General features: G+C 44.6%; 23 protein-coding genes. 6 read left to right on the top strand and 17 right to left on the bottom strand.

Features of this window, described 5'->3' with window-relative positions:
* The 6 genes from MHH60_RS30565 to MHH60_RS30540 form a co-directional block, all read right to left on the bottom strand.
* A partial coding sequence (locus tag MHH60_RS30565; RefSeq protein ID WP_341161197.1) for a hypothetical protein occupies positions 1–1,473 on the bottom strand: 1,473 nt, incomplete at its 3' end.
* 118 nt (positions 1,474–1,591) lie between these two features.
* Positions 1,592–2,203, bottom strand: coding sequence for a ribonuclease HII (locus MHH60_RS30560; RefSeq protein WP_076136471.1), 612 nt, complete (start codon positions 2,201–2,203; stop codon positions 1,592–1,594).
* A 187-nt stretch (positions 2,204–2,390) separates the two neighbouring features.
* Entirely contained in the window at positions 2,391–3,251 is an 861-nt protein-coding gene (gene ylqF, locus MHH60_RS30555; RefSeq protein WP_036688587.1) for a ribosome biogenesis GTPase YlqF, read from the bottom strand.
* A 29-nt stretch (positions 3,252–3,280) separates the two neighbouring features.
* Positions 3,281–3,889 carry a signal peptidase I gene (lepB, locus tag MHH60_RS30550; RefSeq protein ID WP_036688589.1) on the bottom strand — a complete coding sequence of 203 codons (609 nt, stop codon included), beginning with the start codon at positions 3,887–3,889 and terminating at the stop codon, positions 3,281–3,283.
* A gap of 298 nt (positions 3,890–4,187) precedes the next feature.
* The gene (gene rplS, locus MHH60_RS30545) at positions 4,188–4,532 is read right to left on the bottom strand and encodes a 50S ribosomal protein L19 (RefSeq protein WP_036688590.1); all 345 of its coding nucleotides are present in this window, start codon (positions 4,530–4,532) and stop codon (positions 4,188–4,190) included.
* Positions 4,533–4,679: 147 nt separating this feature from the next.
* Positions 4,680–4,970 (bottom strand): hypothetical protein, encoded by a 291-nt coding sequence (locus MHH60_RS30540; RefSeq protein ID WP_076136371.1) that lies wholly within the window; start codon positions 4,968–4,970, stop codon positions 4,680–4,682.
* Between the two features lie 412 nt (positions 4,971–5,382).
* Between MHH60_RS30540 and MHH60_RS30535 the strand changes: the two genes are divergently transcribed.
* Entirely contained in the window at positions 5,383–6,333 is a 951-nt protein-coding gene (locus MHH60_RS30535) for a hypothetical protein (RefSeq protein ID WP_076136369.1), read from the top strand.
* A gap of 58 nt (positions 6,334–6,391) precedes the next feature.
* Here the strand turns inward: MHH60_RS30535 and MHH60_RS30530 are convergent, their stop codons facing one another.
* Positions 6,392–6,622: a hypothetical protein gene (locus MHH60_RS30530; protein ID WP_036688596.1), complete on the bottom strand. Its 231-nt coding sequence runs from the start codon at positions 6,620–6,622 to the stop codon at positions 6,392–6,394.
* Between the two features lie 205 nt (positions 6,623–6,827).
* Here MHH60_RS30530 and MHH60_RS30525 point away from each other — a divergent pair, with 205 nt between their 5' ends.
* The gene (locus MHH60_RS30525; RefSeq protein WP_155288145.1) at positions 6,828–7,004 is read left to right on the top strand and encodes a hypothetical protein; all 177 of its coding nucleotides are present in this window, start codon (positions 6,828–6,830) and stop codon (positions 7,002–7,004) included.
* A gap of 589 nt (positions 7,005–7,593) precedes the next feature.
* Here MHH60_RS30525 and trmD read toward each other — a convergent pair.
* The 8 genes from trmD to MHH60_RS30485 form a co-directional block, all read right to left on the bottom strand.
* A complete protein-coding gene (gene trmD, locus MHH60_RS30520) occupies positions 7,594–8,382 on the bottom strand; it encodes a tRNA (guanosine(37)-N1)-methyltransferase TrmD (protein ID WP_076136469.1) in 789 nt (262 codons plus the stop codon).
* Complete coding sequence (rimM, locus tag MHH60_RS30515) at positions 8,382–8,906, bottom strand: ribosome maturation factor RimM (protein WP_036688599.1); 525 nt, start codon at positions 8,904–8,906, stop codon at positions 8,382–8,384. The genes trmD and rimM overlap by 1 nt, the downstream gene beginning before the upstream one ends.
* 89 nt (positions 8,907–8,995) lie before the next feature.
* Positions 8,996–9,226: a KH domain-containing protein gene (locus MHH60_RS30510; protein WP_036688600.1), complete on the bottom strand. Its 231-nt coding sequence runs from the start codon at positions 9,224–9,226 to the stop codon at positions 8,996–8,998.
* A 22-nt stretch (positions 9,227–9,248) separates the two neighbouring features.
* Positions 9,249–9,521: a 30S ribosomal protein S16 gene (gene rpsP / locus MHH60_RS30505; protein ID WP_036688604.1), complete on the bottom strand. Its 273-nt coding sequence runs from the start codon at positions 9,519–9,521 to the stop codon at positions 9,249–9,251.
* 54 nt (positions 9,522–9,575) lie between these two features.
* Entirely contained in the window at positions 9,576–10,964 is a 1,389-nt protein-coding gene (gene ffh / locus MHH60_RS30500) for a signal recognition particle protein (protein WP_036688607.1), read from the bottom strand.
* Between the two features lie 21 nt (positions 10,965–10,985).
* The gene (ylxM, locus tag MHH60_RS30495) at positions 10,986–11,342 is read right to left on the bottom strand and encodes a YlxM family DNA-binding protein (protein ID WP_036688609.1); all 357 of its coding nucleotides are present in this window, start codon (positions 11,340–11,342) and stop codon (positions 10,986–10,988) included.
* A gap of 149 nt (positions 11,343–11,491) precedes the next feature.
* Positions 11,492–12,139, bottom strand: a complete 648-nt coding sequence (gene trhA, locus MHH60_RS30490) for a PAQR family membrane homeostasis protein TrhA (protein ID WP_036688612.1) — start codon at positions 12,137–12,139, stop codon at positions 11,492–11,494.
* Positions 12,140–12,195: 56 nt separating this feature from the next.
* On the bottom strand, positions 12,196–13,713 hold the full coding sequence (locus MHH60_RS30485; protein WP_076136367.1) for a carboxypeptidase M32: 1,518 nt from the start codon (positions 13,711–13,713) through the stop codon (positions 12,196–12,198).
* A 163-nt stretch (positions 13,714–13,876) separates the two neighbouring features.
* Between MHH60_RS30485 and MHH60_RS30480 the strand changes: the two genes are divergently transcribed.
* From MHH60_RS30480 to MHH60_RS30465, 4 genes are all read left to right on the top strand, one after another.
* Entirely contained in the window at positions 13,877–14,218 is a 342-nt protein-coding gene (locus tag MHH60_RS30480; RefSeq protein WP_076136365.1) for an iron-sulfur cluster biosynthesis family protein, read from the top strand.
* Between the two features lie 14 nt (positions 14,219–14,232).
* Entirely contained in the window at positions 14,233–14,793 is a 561-nt protein-coding gene (locus tag MHH60_RS30475; RefSeq protein WP_036688619.1) for a beta-class carbonic anhydrase, read from the top strand.
* Positions 14,794–14,967: 174 nt separating this feature from the next.
* Positions 14,968–15,399, top strand: coding sequence for a hypothetical protein (locus MHH60_RS30470; RefSeq protein WP_076100426.1), 432 nt, complete (start codon positions 14,968–14,970; stop codon positions 15,397–15,399).
* Between the two features lie 8 nt (positions 15,400–15,407).
* Positions 15,408–15,692: a YxcD family protein gene (locus MHH60_RS30465; protein WP_036689115.1), complete on the top strand. Its 285-nt coding sequence runs from the start codon at positions 15,408–15,410 to the stop codon at positions 15,690–15,692.
* Between the two features lie 47 nt (positions 15,693–15,739).
* Here MHH60_RS30465 and MHH60_RS30460 read toward each other — a convergent pair whose 3' ends face one another.
* Positions 15,740–16,756 (bottom strand): S66 family peptidase, encoded by a 1,017-nt coding sequence (locus tag MHH60_RS30460; protein ID WP_076136363.1) that lies wholly within the window; start codon positions 16,754–16,756, stop codon positions 15,740–15,742.
* Positions 16,757–16,916: 160 nt separating this feature from the next.
* Positions 16,917–17,294 (bottom strand): hypothetical protein, encoded by a 378-nt coding sequence (locus MHH60_RS30455; protein WP_036688624.1) that lies wholly within the window; start codon positions 17,292–17,294, stop codon positions 16,917–16,919.
* Positions 17,295–17,372 lie beyond the last annotated feature (78 nt).

The following is a 17,372-nucleotide window of genomic DNA, read 5'->3' as shown; positions in this document are numbered from 1 at the left end:
GGCGGTATCTGGCTGCACCGGCGAAGCCGCAGCAGCCATTGTCTCCCCGCGCGGCACTGCCGGCGCGGGGGCAGGATCTTGTCCCGCCGCGTCAGCGGGCGGGATATTCGCGAGCTGCGGCATGCTGCCGCGCAGCTCGGTGAGCACGCCCTGCAGCTTCACGAGCAGGGCAGCCCCGCTAGGTGCAGCAGCTTGGCTTGCTGCACCAGCTTGGCTTCCCGCAGCAGCTTGGCTATTTGCACCAGCTGATCCAGTGGCGCTTATATTCGCGCCACTGACACTCCCCTGCGCTCTATCTTTATTTAGACTCATTTCATTGCCATGAGTTTCGCTCTGATTAGAACTATTTTGATTGCTTACAATTCCGTCCCCTTGCGTGTTAGCAGCACTACTCTGAGTTCCTGAAGCAAGCGTAGAAGTTATTTTCCCAGTCAAAGGTTCACCAGTATTTCCACTCTTCGAAAGCTGAACTACCTCACCAGCCTCTTCGGGGACCACTGGCTTGGCAGTTACAATACCGGTTTCATTCTCAGGAGCTTCAGCTGTACTCGCAGCTGCACTTCCCGATATTTCTGATTTCACTGAATTCAAAGGAATTGTAGGTTCGTCAGAAATAACTCCGGCTCCCGTTGCCCCTCCTGTTGCAGCAGCACTTCCGCTTGTAGTAGTAACACCAGCACTACCTTCAGCAGGTTTACTTACAGGTTGTCCAGTTCCTTTAACCGCCACCTGGTCCATTTCCGCATCAGCATCACCTGCTGATACCACTTCCCCGTTAATCACAGCGCCCGTACCTGTCGTTACAGGAGCATTCAGCTTTCCGGTTGGGGTACCCATTCCAGTTTTAGCTTCAGCTGTTGTTTCTTCACCGGCGACTTGACCTGCCCAAATTGTAATCTGTTCTTCGAGCGCTGACAAAAGCTGATGAAGCTGCGGACCAAAAACCGCCTGCTGCAATCCTTTCACACTTTCAGGGGTAACCGGCAGGCCCCGCTTTACAGAAATGACCGCTGCATCAAGCCACTCTGAGGTCGGCACGCCCGCAGGTTTCGCACTCATTACAGCATCCAGAATCGCCGCTGTCTCTTTGGTAAGCGGAATACCACCCGACTGCATCGCCAACACAATTTCCCGACCCGCTTTGGAGTCAGTAAGCCCAAGCGATTCCAACGCCTCGCCCATGTTTTGCGGGGTGGCTAACACCGTTTCGCCGAGGGAGACCGGCTTCAATACGGGCAATCCGCCTTCTCCGGGTGCTCCAACCTGCAAGTTCAGGGTCTCTCCTGGCAGTAGTGGTGTTTCCAACTCCGCACGAACAGGTGTACCTTGAATCTGCACAACGGCTTCTTTTCCCGAATCCGATACAGACAAAACAACACCACGTACAACCTGCCCTTCCTTCAATTCCAAAGACTTGGCCGCTCCCGCTTTATTATCCCCGAGCAATCCACGGATCAATGTTCCGATATTCATACCGTTTCTCCTCCCTCCATTTTCTCTCTTCTTACTATATCGGTATTAATCCGACTTTTTTGAGCGGTGAATTTATCCAAGCTTAAACGCCTTTGGCATCTTTTAAATTCTGATATTTCTAAAAAAGGGTTTGCTGTTCAGCAAGAATCTTCCCAATAAAGCTGCGCCGATGCATAGGTGTCGGACCTAACGCCGTAATTTGTTCCCTGTGAAGCTTGGTCGCATAACCTTTATGTATCGCAATCCCATAATCAGGGTATAATTCCTCCCACACCCCTTCACACAGTCTATCTCTTGTTACTTTAGCTATAATCGAAGCTGCCGCAATAGACTGGCTGTTAGCATCCCCTTTTATGATCGCCTGCTGCGGCAACGGAAGATCAACTTTTTCAGCATCGATTAACATATAGTCCGGGATATGACTAAGACCTTCTACCGCTTTTTTCATCGCCAGACGAGAAGCCTGTTTAATATTAATTTCATCAATCATGCGGGAATCCACATAACCTACACCAATAGCTATCGCCTGCTCCATAATAATCTCGAATAAAGCATCTCTTTTTTTCGCCGTAAGCTTCTTAGAATCGTTGACGCCATCAATAATAAGCCCTTCCGGCAAAATCACCGCTGCTGCAACAACATCCCCAAACAAACAACCTCTGCCTACTTCATCTACGCCGGCTATACGGCGATAAGACTGTTCCCAGCCCTCTTTTTCATAACTCAACATATCTATCGTACTCACGATCTGTCACCGCCAATTATAAATTATTCTATAAACTACATAAGTCAGCTTACCATAGTAAAGCTCACATGGTCATGTACAAATAACCACTCCAATTTGATCCAAATCAGCAAAAAAAAGAGCCCCCGAAAATTTCCGGATGGCTCTTCCATACCCATTCATTTAAACGCCTTTAAGGTGTTTCCAGCGTAAAACGACCAAGCTTACCTGCCCGCAGCTCATGCAGCAAAGCACGTGAAGCTTTTTCCAGATCAACACGTCCACCGCTAATCAGACAACCGCGTTTGCGGCCCACGGCTTCCATAACTGCGACGATCTCATCAGGGTTCTCAAGATCCTCAGGAAGCTTCTCAATACCAAAGCGTTCTTGAAATCTGGAACCATAATCCTTGACCAAATACTTCACTGCATAAAAAGCAATATCCTCAATGTTCAGGATTTCTTCTTTGATCGCACCCGTCACGGCCAAGCGGTAACCCACATCTTGATCCTCAAACTTCGGCCATAAGATACCAGGAGTATCCAGAAGCTCCAGATTACCTCCTGTTTTAATCCACTGCTGGCCCTTAGTAACCCCCGGGCGATCACCCGTAGCAGCGATACTCTTACCAGCCATTCGATTAATCAGCGTTGATTTACCGACGTTAGGAATACCGACGATCAATGCGCGCATAGCCCGTGGGTTCATTCCCCTTGCGATCTGCCGATCAATTTTTTCCTTCAACAGCAGCTTGACCTGCTCCGGAATCTCCTTAACACCTGTTCCAGTAGATGCGTCCACAGGATGGGCAACATGCCCTTGTTCCTTAAAGTACGCCAGCCACTTCCGAGTAATTTCCGGATCCGCCAGATCCGCTTTGTTCAAAATAATTAATCTCGGCTTGTCCCGCAAAATATCGTCAATCATCGGATTGCGGCTGGAAAGCGGCAGACGGGAATCGAGCAACTCTATAACAACATCAATCAGCTTCAGCTTATCCTCGATTTGCCGCCTAGCCTTCGTCATATGACCAGGAAACCAATGAATGGCCATTGCCGTCACCTCCTTTGACTTCTGTCAACTTAATGGTTAATCAGTGTAATATCTTTTATCGGCCAGAAGATTAAATCTGCACGACCCACAATATCACCCAGCGGCACATAGCCAATCATCCGGCTGTCTGTACTATCCGAGCGATTATCCCCCATAACGAAAATATGTCCTTCTGGTACAGTACCATCCGTGAATTTTTCATTTGGGAAATCTTTATTATTATACAGAGCGTTGTTACTATGCGCAGCATCAATAGCGCCTTGGATGTAAGTCTCGTTAACAACCTCACCGTTAACTGTAACTACATCTCCTTCTACTTTCACAGTATCTCCAGCCACACCAATTACACGTTTAATAAAATCTCTGCCTTCAGATGGCACGTGGAATACAATAACCTCACCCCGCTGCGGAGATCTTATATCGTATAAAATTTCATTAACGATAACACGTTCTCCCGTATGGAAATTAGGCTGCATGGAAGGTCCATCTACAATAAAAGGCTTGAATAAAAGCCAGCGAATCAGTATAACCAGAACTAAAGCAATCGCAATGGCCTTGACCCATTCCAGCACTTCATTTTTCTGTTTACGTGGGTTCTGCTCGCTTGATTCCAAAGTTTCGCTTTGTTCCTGCTGCATAGTTCACCGTCCTCTCTTAATACTACTCTTACTATACAACACAAAAAAACTCCTGCCAAAAACCCCTCCACAGATACTCCTTCAGGAGGCCTTTTCGGAGAAGCTTATCCCCAAGCGTATATGTCACACGCATTGTATACCAAGCTAAAACGCCCTCAGCGTCCTTTTAAGAACGGTAAGCGTTTATGCGAGAAATATAAGAATAATGTATAACGTAAAACTTATGCTTTTCTTATATTTTCAAAAAAAAATAAAGCGAAAGGGGCTTGAACTCAAGCCCCTCTCCTCTGTCACTATTCTAGCGACGAATTTCTTTAATTCTCGCTGCTTTACCACGTAGTTCACGAAGGTAATAAAGCTTAGCACGACGCACTTTACCACGACGAGCCACTTCGATTTTTTCGAGTTTAGGCGAGTTGATTGGGAATGTTCTTTCCACACCAACACCGTAAGAAATTTTACGAACCGTAAAAGTCTCACTGATTCCACCGCCACGACGTTTGATTACAACGCCTTCGAACAACTGGATACGCTCACGAGTTCCCTCGATAACTTTTACATGCACCTTCAAAGTGTCACCCGGACGAAAACTAGGGATATCTTTACGAAGTTGCTCTTGCGTAATAGCTTGTAGGATATTCATTAAGGACTTCCTCCTTCCGTACAGGTGTTCTTGCCTCTTCCGGAGAGATCTGAGCTCTCCCTCATTATCCGCAGCGGACCACCGTATTCCACACAACAGAGTTAATATTATCATAAAGGACGGGCTAATACAACTTATTTTTCTATTTCATAACGGTAACATATCTCTTTTTTTTGCCTTAGACTGGCAATCTTTGCACAAGCCGACCACGGTTCCATTATCTTGAGCATAGAAGATCAACTTTCCATTCTTCTTCTTGCAAGAAGAGCAAGGTTGCTCTCCTGGACTCTGTTTGGCTTTGCGATGACTGTCCATTGAGATCACATTACTGCTAGTAGTGCGCAAAGGATTGCTTGAGCTGCTTGTTTTCTTTTTTTGAACGATATAATACCCAACACCCAGCGCTAGCAAGACAAGCAAAATAACTACATATTGCATCTGGCTCCCTCCGCTCTTCATGATTTAATTGAGGTAAGAAAATAAAAAGACCGCCCTGTGATGCAAGTAAGGCAACGGTCTATATCGTATTCGCAAACTAGCCTTAGCACATCTCACTATAAAAAGCGCTTTTCAGTAGCTGCTGAAGATTATATATGAGAGCATCTTTGCTCTTTTTATATGTACCCTTACCCATTTTAATGTGAGCATAAGATCTATATTTCATTTTAGCACAATTGAAATTTGAAGTGTAGTGAACACTTTTTAAATACCTAGTCTTTGGTCCAGTATATTAACCCGCCTACAGCCGTTTTTACAATAAATCCCCATAGGCTATACTTACAGGAGTACGTACATAACGTAGCGCTTAGGGAAGAACACATATACCCAAAAATAAGGAGGATTTTATTCAATGAAAAAGAGTAATACAACTAGCGTAATGGCAGCTGTAGCCGTCTTGTCCATCGTACTTCTGGCAGGATGCACAGAGTTACCGGGTAGGCAATCCGCTAATAATGACCTAGGAAAGAATATTACTGAAGATGTGCAGCAAAATATTGGTGAGGTAGTGAAGCAAGAGCTGGGTAAAGCCGCTGCAAGCGTGGAGCAAGCCGTTCAGGATACAGCTACCAAGGTGGCCGACGAAGTTAAAGCAAACAGCATTAGCAAAGAACTATCCTTATCTAAAGAGATCGGCTCTGCTTCAGTGCTTAGCATGAACAATGCAGTGGGAGAAATAGAGGTTACATCAACTACGGGTGATCAAATTAATGTGAGTGCGACAATCTTAGCCCATAACGGCTCCGCTCATAAAGCTGACCGCCAGAAAATCTTGGATGACGCTGAAATTTCAATAGACGTTAATGGCGATACTCTGAAGGTATCTACAAGTTCCAAATCAAATCCGAAAAAGGATTTATGGACTTGGGCTCAAGACAAATACGGTTATTCAGATTTTAGCATTAACTATACCATTGAGATCCCGACCCGTATGGATGAATATCAAATCACCAATAATGTCGGGCAAATTCGTCTCCGCAATCTGGACGGAAACTACCGCATCGTCAGCAACGTTGGAGCTATTGATATCGAAGGAGCTAACATCACCGGTAAATCCACTCTAGAGTCTAATACAGGAAGTATACGCATGGATATAGCCGGAATGAAGAGTGATAGCCGTCTTAAAGCGACAACAAATGTAGGTAGCCTCAATGCTGTTCTAGCCGATGGCGTGAAATGTAGCTTGGTGGCTAAAAGTGATCTAGGCCAGATCATCGGGGTTGAGGGTGGCAAACGTGATGTTAACGGAGGAGGTCCTTTGTTGTCCTTAAGCTCAGATATAGGTGCAATTACTGTAGAGTAACCAACCACTAAAAACAGACCGTCCGGATTAGCGGACGGTCTGTTTTTACATCATCATATCAGATTAATGCAATAGCCAACAGCGTGAACAAGCTGAGAGTTAAAATATTGTCAGCAGCATAAGGGTAACCAAAAAATGCAGAAGTCTGCACAGGTCCATTGGATCCTGTTCTTAAGTAAACATTATATCTGTCCACATCTGTAATCACACCTTCATGCTGTCTGCCATCAGTAGTCAGGATACGTACCCTTCTATTCTTACAACGTAAGCAATTATAATAAGCCTCCACTAGTGTACTCCTCCTCATTCGTAATGATATACTCTATGGTGAGGAGTACAGGTCGGTAACGGCTAAGTTACATAGGTCATTTGTTTGGACCGATATTTACTTTCCGTTCCCTGCATTTTTTGTATTCCCAAAGGTTATATATAAGGAAAGACATATTTCCGGCTTGTTATCCGTACCATCTTATCCATTCAAGGAGGCCAATCGAATGAATGTAGCACGTAAACAGTTTATTAAGGAAGGCGTACTACGTATTACCATCTTTATTATTTTATCATCGCTTACCTATACCGTTCGCAACTATGCATGGGCAGTTACTGTTCTCGTATGTTTTGCGCTTTACGCTCTACTTACAGGAGTATATCGCCTCTTTCGCAAAGAGTAGAATGCGCCTCCACGAATTTTTATAGTTAACCAAACACCCCCTTTCCAAAGAGTTTTTAATTCTCCTTGAAGAGGGGGTGTTTACATTCTGATCAGAGTTACAGGGTTTGACCTCTCTTAGTAGGAACAATAAAACCATTAGATGTAGTGAACTTTCGTTCGCTACGCTCTAATGGTTTTATTGGACTTGCTTATTCAGCCTTAATTATTAATCTTATATGTTCAAGCTTTAAAGGGCGAATGGGAATTACGATTTGCGATTTGTATAATAATCGATAATATCATTCACGGTGCGGAGCGGCTCCGCATCTTTGTGGATCGTGTCCACGCTAGGCTTGAATTCTTCACGCGTCTTCGTAGTCACTTCAGTTCATTCCTTTCAATAGTTAAGCTTGCTGCATCGTAAGCTGCATATAGTATTACGCCACCTCTATCTATTACCCCAAATAGAAGAGTTCAACGCACCTATGCTCATTTGTTTTGGAAATTACGCAAAAAAAATACGAGATTAAGTAAACATAACAAAAACGCCTCCTTAACGTAAGATACGTTAAAAAGACGTAAAATATGCCTGTTTTATTAAAATTTTACTACGGCTTGATTTCATTTTTCAGACGTTCCAGTGTTTTCTTGTCTTTCAACGTTAGTTCTGCACTTTCGAGCAAATCAGGTCTACGTTCAAGTGTACGCTGTAACGCTTGCTCTCTCCGCCATACTTCGATATTGGCGTGATGGCCACTCAGCAACATATCTGGTACCTTCCAGCCGCGAAACTCAGCGGGTCGAGTGTAGTGAGGATATTCCAACAGCCCTGTACTGAACGAATCCGTGATCGCAGAGGTTTCATTTCCAAGCGCTCCTGGCTGTAGCCGAACTACTGAATCAATAACCGTCAGTGCCGGTAATTCTCCACCTGTTAACACGTAATCGCCAATCGACAGTTCATCTGTAACCAGATGCTCCCGTATCCGCTCATCGTAGCCCTCATAATGACCACATATAAAGATTAGATGCTGCTCTTGTGCCAGTTCCTCAGCAATCTTCTGATTATACGTCTTTCCTTGCGGGCACATAAGAATGATGCGCGGCTTCACAGAGGAAGGCGTCGGGACTGCAGATTCAGAACCCTTCTCCAAAGGACTAGCCTCGATCCCCAATACATGTTCTACCGCTGCAAAGATCGGGTCAGGCTTCAGTACCATGCCCCCGCCCCCGCCATACGGTGTATCATCCACACTGTTGTGCTTATTGCCTGAGAAATCACGAAAGTTCACAGCATTCAAAGATACAATCCCTTTTTCGCGTGCCTTACCAAGAATACTTGTGCTAAATACACCTTCGCACATCTCCGGAAAGAGCGTTAGCACATCAATTCTGATCATGGCAATAGTCCTTCCATCAAGTGAACAGTAATTCGTTTGGCCTCAATGTCGACGTTCAGCACTACATCGTTAATTACAGGGATAAGGATGTCTTGACCTTTAGCAGGCTTAACAACCCAAACGTCATTTGCACCTGGCTGTAAAATTTCCGTAATTGTGCCAAGCGGTTCACTACCAGCATCATCCGTATAAACTTCACAGCCAACGATTTGATGGAAGTAATATTCGTTCTCTGGCAGATCAACCAGATCATTACTTGGCACCTTAAGCAAACTTCCCTTATACTTTTCCACTTCGTTAATATTGGTATATCCCTTAAGCTTAACGATAAACATACCCTTATGCTCTCGAGCGGATTCTACAGTCACTTCGAATTTTGCACTGCCATCCGCAGGGATGACGAACAGCTTCTTGTCTTTAGCGAAACGAACCTCAGGAAAATCGGTATGGGATAATACTTTAATCTCCCCGCGAATTCCATGTGTATTCACAAGCCGGCCTACGGTTAATTCTTCCGTCATATAACCCTCTCCTCTACAAGCTTCATCTATATATTTGAACAAAAAGGAGCCGGGATATACTATCCCTAGCCCCTCATTGTACGCATTATTTAAGATAAAATATCTACAGTTACGCGTTTATCGCTCTTGACTGCTGCAGATGTGACTACTGTACGGAGCGCCTTGGCGATCCTGCCTTGCTTGCCGATGACCTTTCCTACATCATCTGGATGTACGGACAGCTCATAGACAATCAAGTGTTCTTTCTCCACAGCCCGTACCGTCACATCTTCTGGATGATCCACTAAAGCCTTAGCAATTACTCCAACTAATTCTTCCATAGAGGACCCTCGCAATCAGTCATTATTTCTGTTGCTTAAGCTCATGAAACTTCTTCATCACGCCTGCTTTGGAAAGCAAGTTGCGGACGGTATCAGATGCTTGCGCACCTGTTTGAAGCCATTTAAGAGCTTTTTCCTCATCGATCTTAACTACTGCCGGTTGTTCAATCGGATTATAATAACCGATTTCCTCGATAAAACGACCGTCACGAGGGGACCGGGAATCGGAAACCACTACACGATAGAAAGGCGCTTTATGCGCTCCCATTCTTTTTAGACGAATACGTACTGCCACGAAAAATCACCTCCTTATAATAGTTTCCAACATTAGTTGGACAGACATTCAAGATCATTTAAAAGGGAATTTCAGCCCTTTTCCACCACCAAGACCTTTAAGCTGCTTCATGGCATTTTTCTTGGAGGCTTTGCCGCCTCCGCCCATCATGCCGGAGAATTGCTTCATCATCTTACGCATCTCATCAAATTGTTTGATGAGGCGGTTGACCTCAGCGACTGAGGTTCCGCTGCCGGTTGCGATACGCTTGCGGCGGTTATGGTTAATGATCTCAGGCTGTTGCTTCTCCGCCTTAGTCATAGAATGAACTATGGCTTCAACGCGTCCCATTTGCTTATCGTCGACCTTTAAATCTTTAATGCCCTTGGCTTTGTTCATACCCGGAAGCATATCAAGAATTTGATCGATAGGGCCTAGCTTCTTCACCTGATCCATTTGCTCAAGGAAATCATCAAACGTAAACTCTGCATTACGCATCTTACGTTCCATTTCTTTAGCCTTGTCAGTATCAATGTTCGCCTGGGCTTTCTCAATCAGCGACAGCATGTCGCCCATACCCAGAATCCGCGAAGCCATACGTTCCGGATGGAACGGCTCCAGCGCGTCGATCTTCTCCCCTAAAGCGGCGAATTTGATCGGGCAACCGGTAACAGCTTTTACTGACAGTGCAGCACCACCACGGCTGTCGCCGTCGAGTTTCGTCAATACGACCCCTGTAAGCTCAAGCTGCTTATTAAAGCTCTCGGCTACATTCACGGCGTCTTGACCCGTCATAGCATCTACTACAAGAAGTACTTCATCAGGATTTACAACATTGTGAATCTGCTTGAGTTCTTCCATTAGTTCTTCATCAATATGCAGGCGGCCTGCAGTATCGATAATAACATAATCCAGTCCGTTATCCTTCGCATGTTGTACAGCTTGTCTGGCAATTTCTACCGGACTAGTCTGATCACCCAGCGAGAATACAGGAACCTTAATCTGTTCTCCCAGCACTTGCAGCTGCTTGATAGCAGCAGGCCGGTAAATATCTCCCGCAACCAGGAGCGGACGATGATTGCCCTTCTGTAACAGCTTAGCTAGCTTACCCGAAGTGGTTGTCTTACCAGCCCCTTGTAGACCCGCCATCATAATGACGGTCGGTGGCTTGTTCGACTTGGCCAGCTTCGCTTGGCTTCCGCCCATCAGCTCGGTTAGTTCCTTGTTGACGATGTCGATAATTACCATGCCAGGCGTAAAGCTGTCCATGACTTCCTTGCCGATGGACTTTTCTTTCACCTTAGCTACGAATTCTTTAACTACCTTGAAGTTAACATCGGCTTCCAGAAGGGCTAACCGCACTTCACGCATAGCTTCGTTTACGTCTTCTTCGGATACTTTACCTTTACCGCGTAGCTTGCTGAACACATTCTGCAATCTTCCGGTTAAACCCTCAAACGCCATATGCAGATTTCTCCCTTCGTGCTACTCTAACCTCTGCAAGCGATCCACGATCTCCGCGAACCGAAGTTTATATTGCTCAGGCAGCATCCCATTCTCCGGCAGTCTGCGCAGCTCTTCTAAATATTTAGTACGACTCTCATGTTTCACTAATAGTCCAAGTTTTTCTTCATAATTCTCAAGGACTTGCTCAGCCCGCTTAATATGCTCATAAACAGCTTGGCGGCTGATTTCAAATTCAGCGGCGATTTCTCCCAAGGAAAAATCATCGTGAAAATAATATTTAAGAAACGTTTGCTGCTTATCTGTAAGCAGTCGTTCATAGAAGGCAAAAAGCAAATTGATACGATTCGTTTTCTCGAGCCTATTCTCCTGACTCATTAAGGACAACCCCTTCGTCAAGGAAAAACACTTTACACCTTCACAACGTCCCTTATGATACCTAAAAGAAAGAGAGATGTCAAGCACTTTTGCTTGTCATCTCTTTCTTTATTAAAAATCCATATTTTCCGCGATAAATCCGCTTGAAATTATTGGATTGGCAGTACATAAATCAATATGGCGAAGAAATGTGTGACACTGCCTGCAAGAACAAATACATGCCAGATTGCGTGATGGAACGGAAACCCTCTCCATACATAAAAAACTGTACCTAAAGTATAAAGCACTCCGCCAGCCATAAGCAGAATCATACCACCGTCCGCTACAACTGCCGAAAGAGGATTCCAGGCGATAACAATCAGCCACCCCATAGCAATGTAGAATACCGTAGACATGAACAAGAACTTTTTAACAAAAAACGCTTTGAAGAAAACGCCAAATACTGCGATTCCCCATATAACACCAAATAAACTCCAGCCAAGTGTTCCCCGAATAGCTACTAGCAAAAAGGGTGTATACGTGCCTGCGATAAACAGATAAATAGAGGAGTGATCGAAAAATTCGAACAAATCCTTCGCCTTGCCCTCTTTGAGACTATGCACAAGTGTTGAATTGAGATACAGAAGCAGCATTGTCGTTCCATAAATGGAGAAGCTGACTACATGCCATGCCGTTCCTTTCAGACTTGCAAAAACAACAAGCAGGACAAGTGCAGCAACGCTTAATACAGCTCCGATCCCGTGCGTAATCGCATTCGCGACTTCTTCTCTCCGGGTGTAGGTGTGAGTATTTGCCATATCCATATCCTTCCGTCTAAGCTTTCTTTCTATTATACCACGCGGACCTCACTGGATTACAGTTTGTAAATCTCCGTGTATTTCTCCTCCAAATAATCAGCCAGATAATCTGGACTGAGCGGCTCACCTGTTACTTGTTCGATAATTTGCGAAGGGGTCAGACTTTTTCCGAAACGGTAGATTTTTTCTGTTAACCATTCTTTAATCGGCAAAAGATTTCCCGCAGCAATCAATTCATCGTAGTTCGGCAGATCCTTGCGGAGTGTATTCAAGATTTGGGCAGCATACATATTTCCCAAAGAGTAGGATGCAAAATATCCGAAGTCTCCACCGGACCAGTGCACGTCCTGCAATACACCAAGCGCATCATTAGGCGGTGTAATACCTAAATATTCTTGATATTTAGCATTCCATACCTGAGGCAGATCTTTGACAGATAGACCTTCATTAAAAATAAGCTTTTCGATCTCGTAACGCACAATAATGTGCAGATTGTATGTAAGCTCATCTGCTTCAATTCGGATGAATGAATTTTCCACACTGTTAATAGCCCGGTAGAAATCCTCTACATCTACATTAGCAAGCTGCTCTGGGAAATGCTGCTGCAGATCACCGTAATAACGTTGCCAGAACGCACGGCTGCGGCCGATCATATTCTCCCATAGTCTCGACTGAGATTCATGAATCCCCATCGATGCGCCTTGAGCCAGTGGTGTTCCCACTAAATCTTGGCTGATATTTTGTTCGTAAAGCGCATGTCCACCTTCATGCAGTGAGCTGAAGACGGCGCTAGTCACGTTATCAAGTAAATAAGCGGTCGTAATACGAACGTCACCTGGATTCAGCCCTGTAGCAAAAGGATGCACACTCTCATCCAAGCGGCCTGCGTCGAAGTCATAGCCCATTTGCTTCAGAATAAAGTTACCAAACTTTTGTTGCTGCTCTTTAGGGAAAATCTGCTGCAAGAAGCGGGTATCTGGTTTATTAGGTGAAGCAGCGATAGCTTCCACTAACGGAACCAAGCGGCTGCGGAGGCGACTGAACACTTCATCCACCTTCTCTACCGTGAGATCAGGCTCATACATATCTAGTAGCGTATCGTAACGTGTGCCATTTACACCCCAATAATCGATGAACTCTTGTTTCAGAGCTACGATTTTGCTCAAATAAGGTTCAAATGTAGCGAAATCATTATTCTCCTTAGCTTCTTCCCAGATCGTTTGAGAATGAGCAGACAGGACAGCGTACTCTTCAAATCTTTTGGAAGGAATACTCTTACTGCGCTCATACTCTTTGCGGCAATCGTTGACGATTTTTTGTTGATTAGCTGTAAGCTGGCTCAACACTTCTGGACGGCTGAAAAATGCTGTGAAGTCACCCATCTCCTGTGAAATCTCAAGTCTGAACAATTCTCCACTCAGCATCCCAATCGTACCGGAACGAACTTCTACTCCCTTACGCGGTGCACCTGTGCGCAAATCCCAGTGCATTAATTCTATGGCCTCTGAATATCCACTAATTTTTGCTAATAACTCACTGAATTGTTCCCATCGTTCCTTTACTTGTTGTTCCATTCTACTCCACCTGCTTTCTCTGTTTTACAGACTCCTCTTGATGATACTTTTTTGAATGAGTATAATCAACTTCAGAGATTACATCTCTAATTTGAAATATTTAATGAGTTACATAAGAAGCAGAGCTTGCTTCGAACAAAAATTAAGGAGCGTGAACAGGGCTATGATGATTCAAGTTACACCTCTCGCAGAAAGGAAGTTGAAGGAAAGGCTTGGAGATCAGCCAGGATTTTTCAAGCTCTTTTATGATACGGTAGGCTGCGGGTGTGACGGAATTAATGTATTACTAATTGTTTCTGAAGTGGAGGAAGGCGATTCTAGGATAGAGACGAATTCTCTCCCCTTTATCGTAAGCCGGCAACAGGAAATCTTTTATGAAGACAAGATGCGACTCGATGCAGAGGAACGTTTCTCTTCCTATAAGCTGGTCAGTGATTCTCAGATTTATGGCAACAATATCATGGTAAGAGATATGCGCAACGTAAGTACAATTCAAGGATTTTAAGGGAGGAAGCTAATATGAGCCACGTATCAGAAATTATTAACTTTAATAAAAGTTTTGTAGAGAATAAGGACTATGAAGCCTATCTAACCAGTCGTTATCCCGACAAAAAAATGCTGATCATCACCTGTATGGACACTAGACTCGTTGAATTATTGCCGAAAGCCATGAATTTCAAAAACGGTGATGTCAAAATCATCAAAAATGCTGGTGCGGTTATTTCTCAGCCTTTTGGTAGTGTTATGCGTAGTGTAATGGTAGCTCTGTATGAACTAGATGCTGAAGAAGTAATCGTGGTTGGACACTATGAATGCGGTATGGCATCCCTCAATGCGGACCATATGATCAATTCCATTAAAGAACGTGGCGTATCTGAAGAAGTGCTGTCTACACTGGAGAATTCCGGAATCAAACTTACAAAATGGCTGCGTGGGTTTGACAATGTCGAAGAAGGGGTAATTCAGACTGTGGACCTGATTAAACGTCATCCACTGCTTCCCCCTAATGTACCTATCCATGGCATGATCATCGATCCGGCAACCGGAGCGCTTGAGCTTGTCGCTGACGGGTATAAGTAACGAATGACGACTCTCTAACTGCTGTTTGCGTGGATCCTGGATCCACGCTTTTTTTGTGCATAAAAGTATAAATTATGATAAATAAAATTGAAACCTTGTGGGGCATGTCTGCGTATTACCGACCATACACAAAAATTCATGCTCACAGGAGGGTTTTCGTACTAAATGAAACCAATGAAACGCGTAATGATGATTCTAATGGCCTTCACTCTATTTTTTGCAGTGGCTGCTCCAGACTTTGCCGATGCACGTCGAGGTGGCGGCGGTTTCAAATCCGGCACTCGCAGCTATTCAACAACTCCAAAAAAATCAACAACAACAAATAACATCAAAAAAAGTGACAGCACTAAAAGCTCCACAGCAGGATCTGCTGCTAATACGAAACGTGGCTTCTTCAGCGGCGGCAGCTTAATGAAGGGCATGATGATCGGTGGTTTGGCCGGATTATTATTCGGTGGAATGTTTGGTGGAATGGGAGCTTTTGGTGACTTCCTAGGCTTTGCCGTTAATATGCTAGCTATCTATGTACTGGTTATGCTCGTGATGTCCTTCTTCCGTCGTAGAAAAGAACGTCGCCGCTTAGAAGAACAGGATGGTCGTTACTAATGTCTACAATCGTTCTAAGCATGGATGAGATCATCAATGCCCTCTGTCTGCACATGGCGGAACGAAAGGCTGTTCGCCCAGAGGATGTTCAGGTGGAACTGAGCTGGGAAGAAGATACCGGTTACTCTGCAGAGGTTTGGGTACAGGGCCGCAGTCAATTTCTAGTAGAGTCCAATATGATTGAAGCGATCCTGCGTTACATGCTCAGCGAATATGGTGTTCGTGCCTATCGTGAAGATGTGAGACTGGACCTGGATGAGGAAATCACAGCGATTGTAAATACAGGGAACTAATGATAGTAAAAAGGACAACCCAAGGGGTTGTCCTTTTTGATATAACGCTATTCATAGAAATATTGCTTTACCGTCCCTACTCCGTCTGACACTTCAATTTCTGCATAAGCTCCATTAATAAAAGTAACCTGCGGCGGGACATGACCACAATCGATATCATAAACGATCGGTACCTTAAGCTCTTCAGATAGTTCAGCATAGATATCTTCAGCAGTATAGTTATCCAAAGGCCGATTAGCTGGACTTCTGCCAAACATAATCCCCGAACAATTCTCAAACCACCCTGCCAGCTTCATCTGCACTAGCGATCTGCGTAAATCCGCTGTGTTCAATTCACAATTTTCCAAATACCAAACAATTGGTTCGTCATTAATCATTTCTTGCTGAAAATGCTGGAGCTTTCCATAAGGTGTGCCGATCAAATGCCTAATTACATCTATACAGCCACCCAACAGACGTCCTTTCATCGTTACAGCATCTGTAGTTAGAGACTTCCAATAAGTCTCCTCTGTCAAATGAAAAACGCATGGCGAAGGCACATCATGCTGCCATTCCCGCTGATATTTAAGAGATGAATGCTGGACAATGGACTCACCCACTGATGTCTCTAGAACCGCCTGCCAGAGGGCTGTAGTATCATCTGAATACTCTCCCCGTAAATCAATGAGATTCGCTCCGTGAGCAGTAGCCAGACCGCTTGTCAGCGTGACCGCAAGCAGCAAGACGCTTATATCTGAATATCCCACGATCCATTTGTCCTGCAAAGCATCAAAATCAATATATTCCAGAGCTTCAATTAACAATTCCCCGCCCCAAGGCGGAATAAGGGCATCGATTCCGTCATCATTGATCATCTCATTAAACTCATGACCACGAACATTGGCTGGTGCAGATTTAGCCTTATCTTGCTTCCATGCCGTTTCGCCGATAATGACATTAAATCCTTGCGACTTCAACCGGCTGGAGGCCAGTGTAAGAAGTTCTGCATTTTGAATGCCTACTCCAGATGAAGGTGCTGTAACGCCTATCGTCGCATTCTTTTTCAAAAAAGGGTATCTAATCATATGCCACCTCCCAGAGTTTGTACCCATTATATCCCTAAAGTGATAATGAGAACACCTCCTTCTAACACATACTTTACGCCTACAAAAAAAGGACCTGGCGGGATGCGTCAACGTATGACCACAAATCCTGCACATGTCCTTCTTCAATTAAACCCAAGCACTAGATTAAAGAGATAGCAAGCAGTTCAAACAACACAAGCGGTAAAATCACATTATTATTGTATGGGGGACCTGGATAAGGTCCTGGATATGGGCCAGGTCCCGGGCCCGGATGAGGATGATAAGGCTGATGAGGGTTGTAAAACCCGCGGGGCATTTGCCCATTAGCTGCAACGTTCAGATACAAGTGTTTATTATCTACTCCGGCTATAACGCCTTCATGTACAAAGCCATCTATTGTCTGTACGTTCACCTTATGGTTAAGGTATGGCTTGCAAGATTGATGTAGGGAATCACGGACACCGTGCAGGTGCCGGATCACAGCAGGATCGGCCTGATAAATCACATTCTGTTGCTGCCCAGTGTTAAATGTCGACATGGATGTTCTGACCTCCGTAAATGGATTTGCTCCATTCTATGCAGAAGCCTAGATTACGGTGCCTATTAAATGGACTAT

The sequence above is a fragment of the Paenibacillus sp. FSL H7-0716 genome (assembly GCF_038002705.1).
In the GTDB taxonomy this organism is placed as follows: Bacteria; Bacillota; Bacilli; order Paenibacillales; family Paenibacillaceae; genus Paenibacillus_AQ; species Paenibacillus_AQ odorifer.
Note: the sequence above shows the minus strand (reverse complement) of the source record. Positions and strands in the feature narration are given on the sequence as shown.

Excerpts from the sequence above, each read along its gene's own strand:
- MHH60_RS30480 (WP_076136365.1), top strand. The coding sequence starts at position 13,877 with ATGATGATTCAAGTTACACCTCTCGCAGAAAGGAAGTTGAAGGAAAGG.
- ffh (WP_036688607.1), bottom strand. The coding sequence starts at position 10,964 with ATGGCGTTTGAGGGTTTAACCGGAAGATTGCAGAATGTGTTCAGCAAG.
- ylqF (WP_036688587.1), bottom strand. The coding sequence starts at position 3,251 with ATGGCCATTCATTGGTTTCCTGGTCATATGACGAAGGCTAGGCGGCAA.
- lepB (WP_036688589.1), bottom strand. The coding sequence starts at position 3,889 with ATGCAGCAGGAACAAAGCGAAACTTTGGAATCAAGCGAGCAGAACCCA.
- MHH60_RS30455 (WP_036688624.1), bottom strand. The coding sequence starts at position 17,294 with ATGTCGACATTTAACACTGGGCAGCAACAGAATGTGATTTATCAGGCC.
- MHH60_RS30485 (WP_076136367.1), bottom strand. The coding sequence starts at position 13,713 with ATGGAACAACAAGTAAAGGAACGATGGGAACAATTCAGTGAGTTATTA.
- rimM (WP_036688599.1), bottom strand. The coding sequence starts at position 8,906 with ATGACGGAAGAATTAACCGTAGGCCGGCTTGTGAATACACATGGAATT.
- ylxM (WP_036688609.1), bottom strand. The coding sequence starts at position 11,342 with ATGAGTCAGGAGAATAGGCTCGAGAAAACGAATCGTATCAATTTGCTT.
- MHH60_RS30560 (WP_076136471.1), bottom strand. The coding sequence starts at position 2,203 with ATGTTGAGTTATGAAAAAGAGGGCTGGGAACAGTCTTATCGCCGTATA.
- MHH60_RS30540 (WP_076136371.1), bottom strand. The coding sequence starts at position 4,970 with ATGCAATATGTAGTTATTTTGCTTGTCTTGCTAGCGCTGGGTGTTGGG.
- trhA (WP_036688612.1), bottom strand. The coding sequence starts at position 12,139 with ATGGCAAATACTCACACCTACACCCGGAGAGAAGAAGTCGCGAATGCG.
- MHH60_RS30535 (WP_076136369.1), top strand. The coding sequence starts at position 5,383 with ATGAAAAAGAGTAATACAACTAGCGTAATGGCAGCTGTAGCCGTCTTG.
- MHH60_RS30510 (WP_036688600.1), bottom strand. The coding sequence starts at position 9,226 with ATGGAAGAATTAGTTGGAGTAATTGCTAAGGCTTTAGTGGATCATCCA.
- MHH60_RS30470 (WP_076100426.1), top strand. The coding sequence starts at position 14,968 with ATGAAACGCGTAATGATGATTCTAATGGCCTTCACTCTATTTTTTGCA.
- MHH60_RS30460 (WP_076136363.1), bottom strand. The coding sequence starts at position 16,756 with ATGATTAGATACCCTTTTTTGAAAAAGAATGCGACGATAGGCGTTACA.
- MHH60_RS30525 (WP_155288145.1), top strand. The coding sequence starts at position 6,828 with ATGAATGTAGCACGTAAACAGTTTATTAAGGAAGGCGTACTACGTATT.
- MHH60_RS30475 (WP_036688619.1), top strand. The coding sequence starts at position 14,233 with ATGAGCCACGTATCAGAAATTATTAACTTTAATAAAAGTTTTGTAGAG.
- rplS (WP_036688590.1), bottom strand. The coding sequence starts at position 4,532 with ATGAATATCCTACAAGCTATTACGCAAGAGCAACTTCGTAAAGATATC.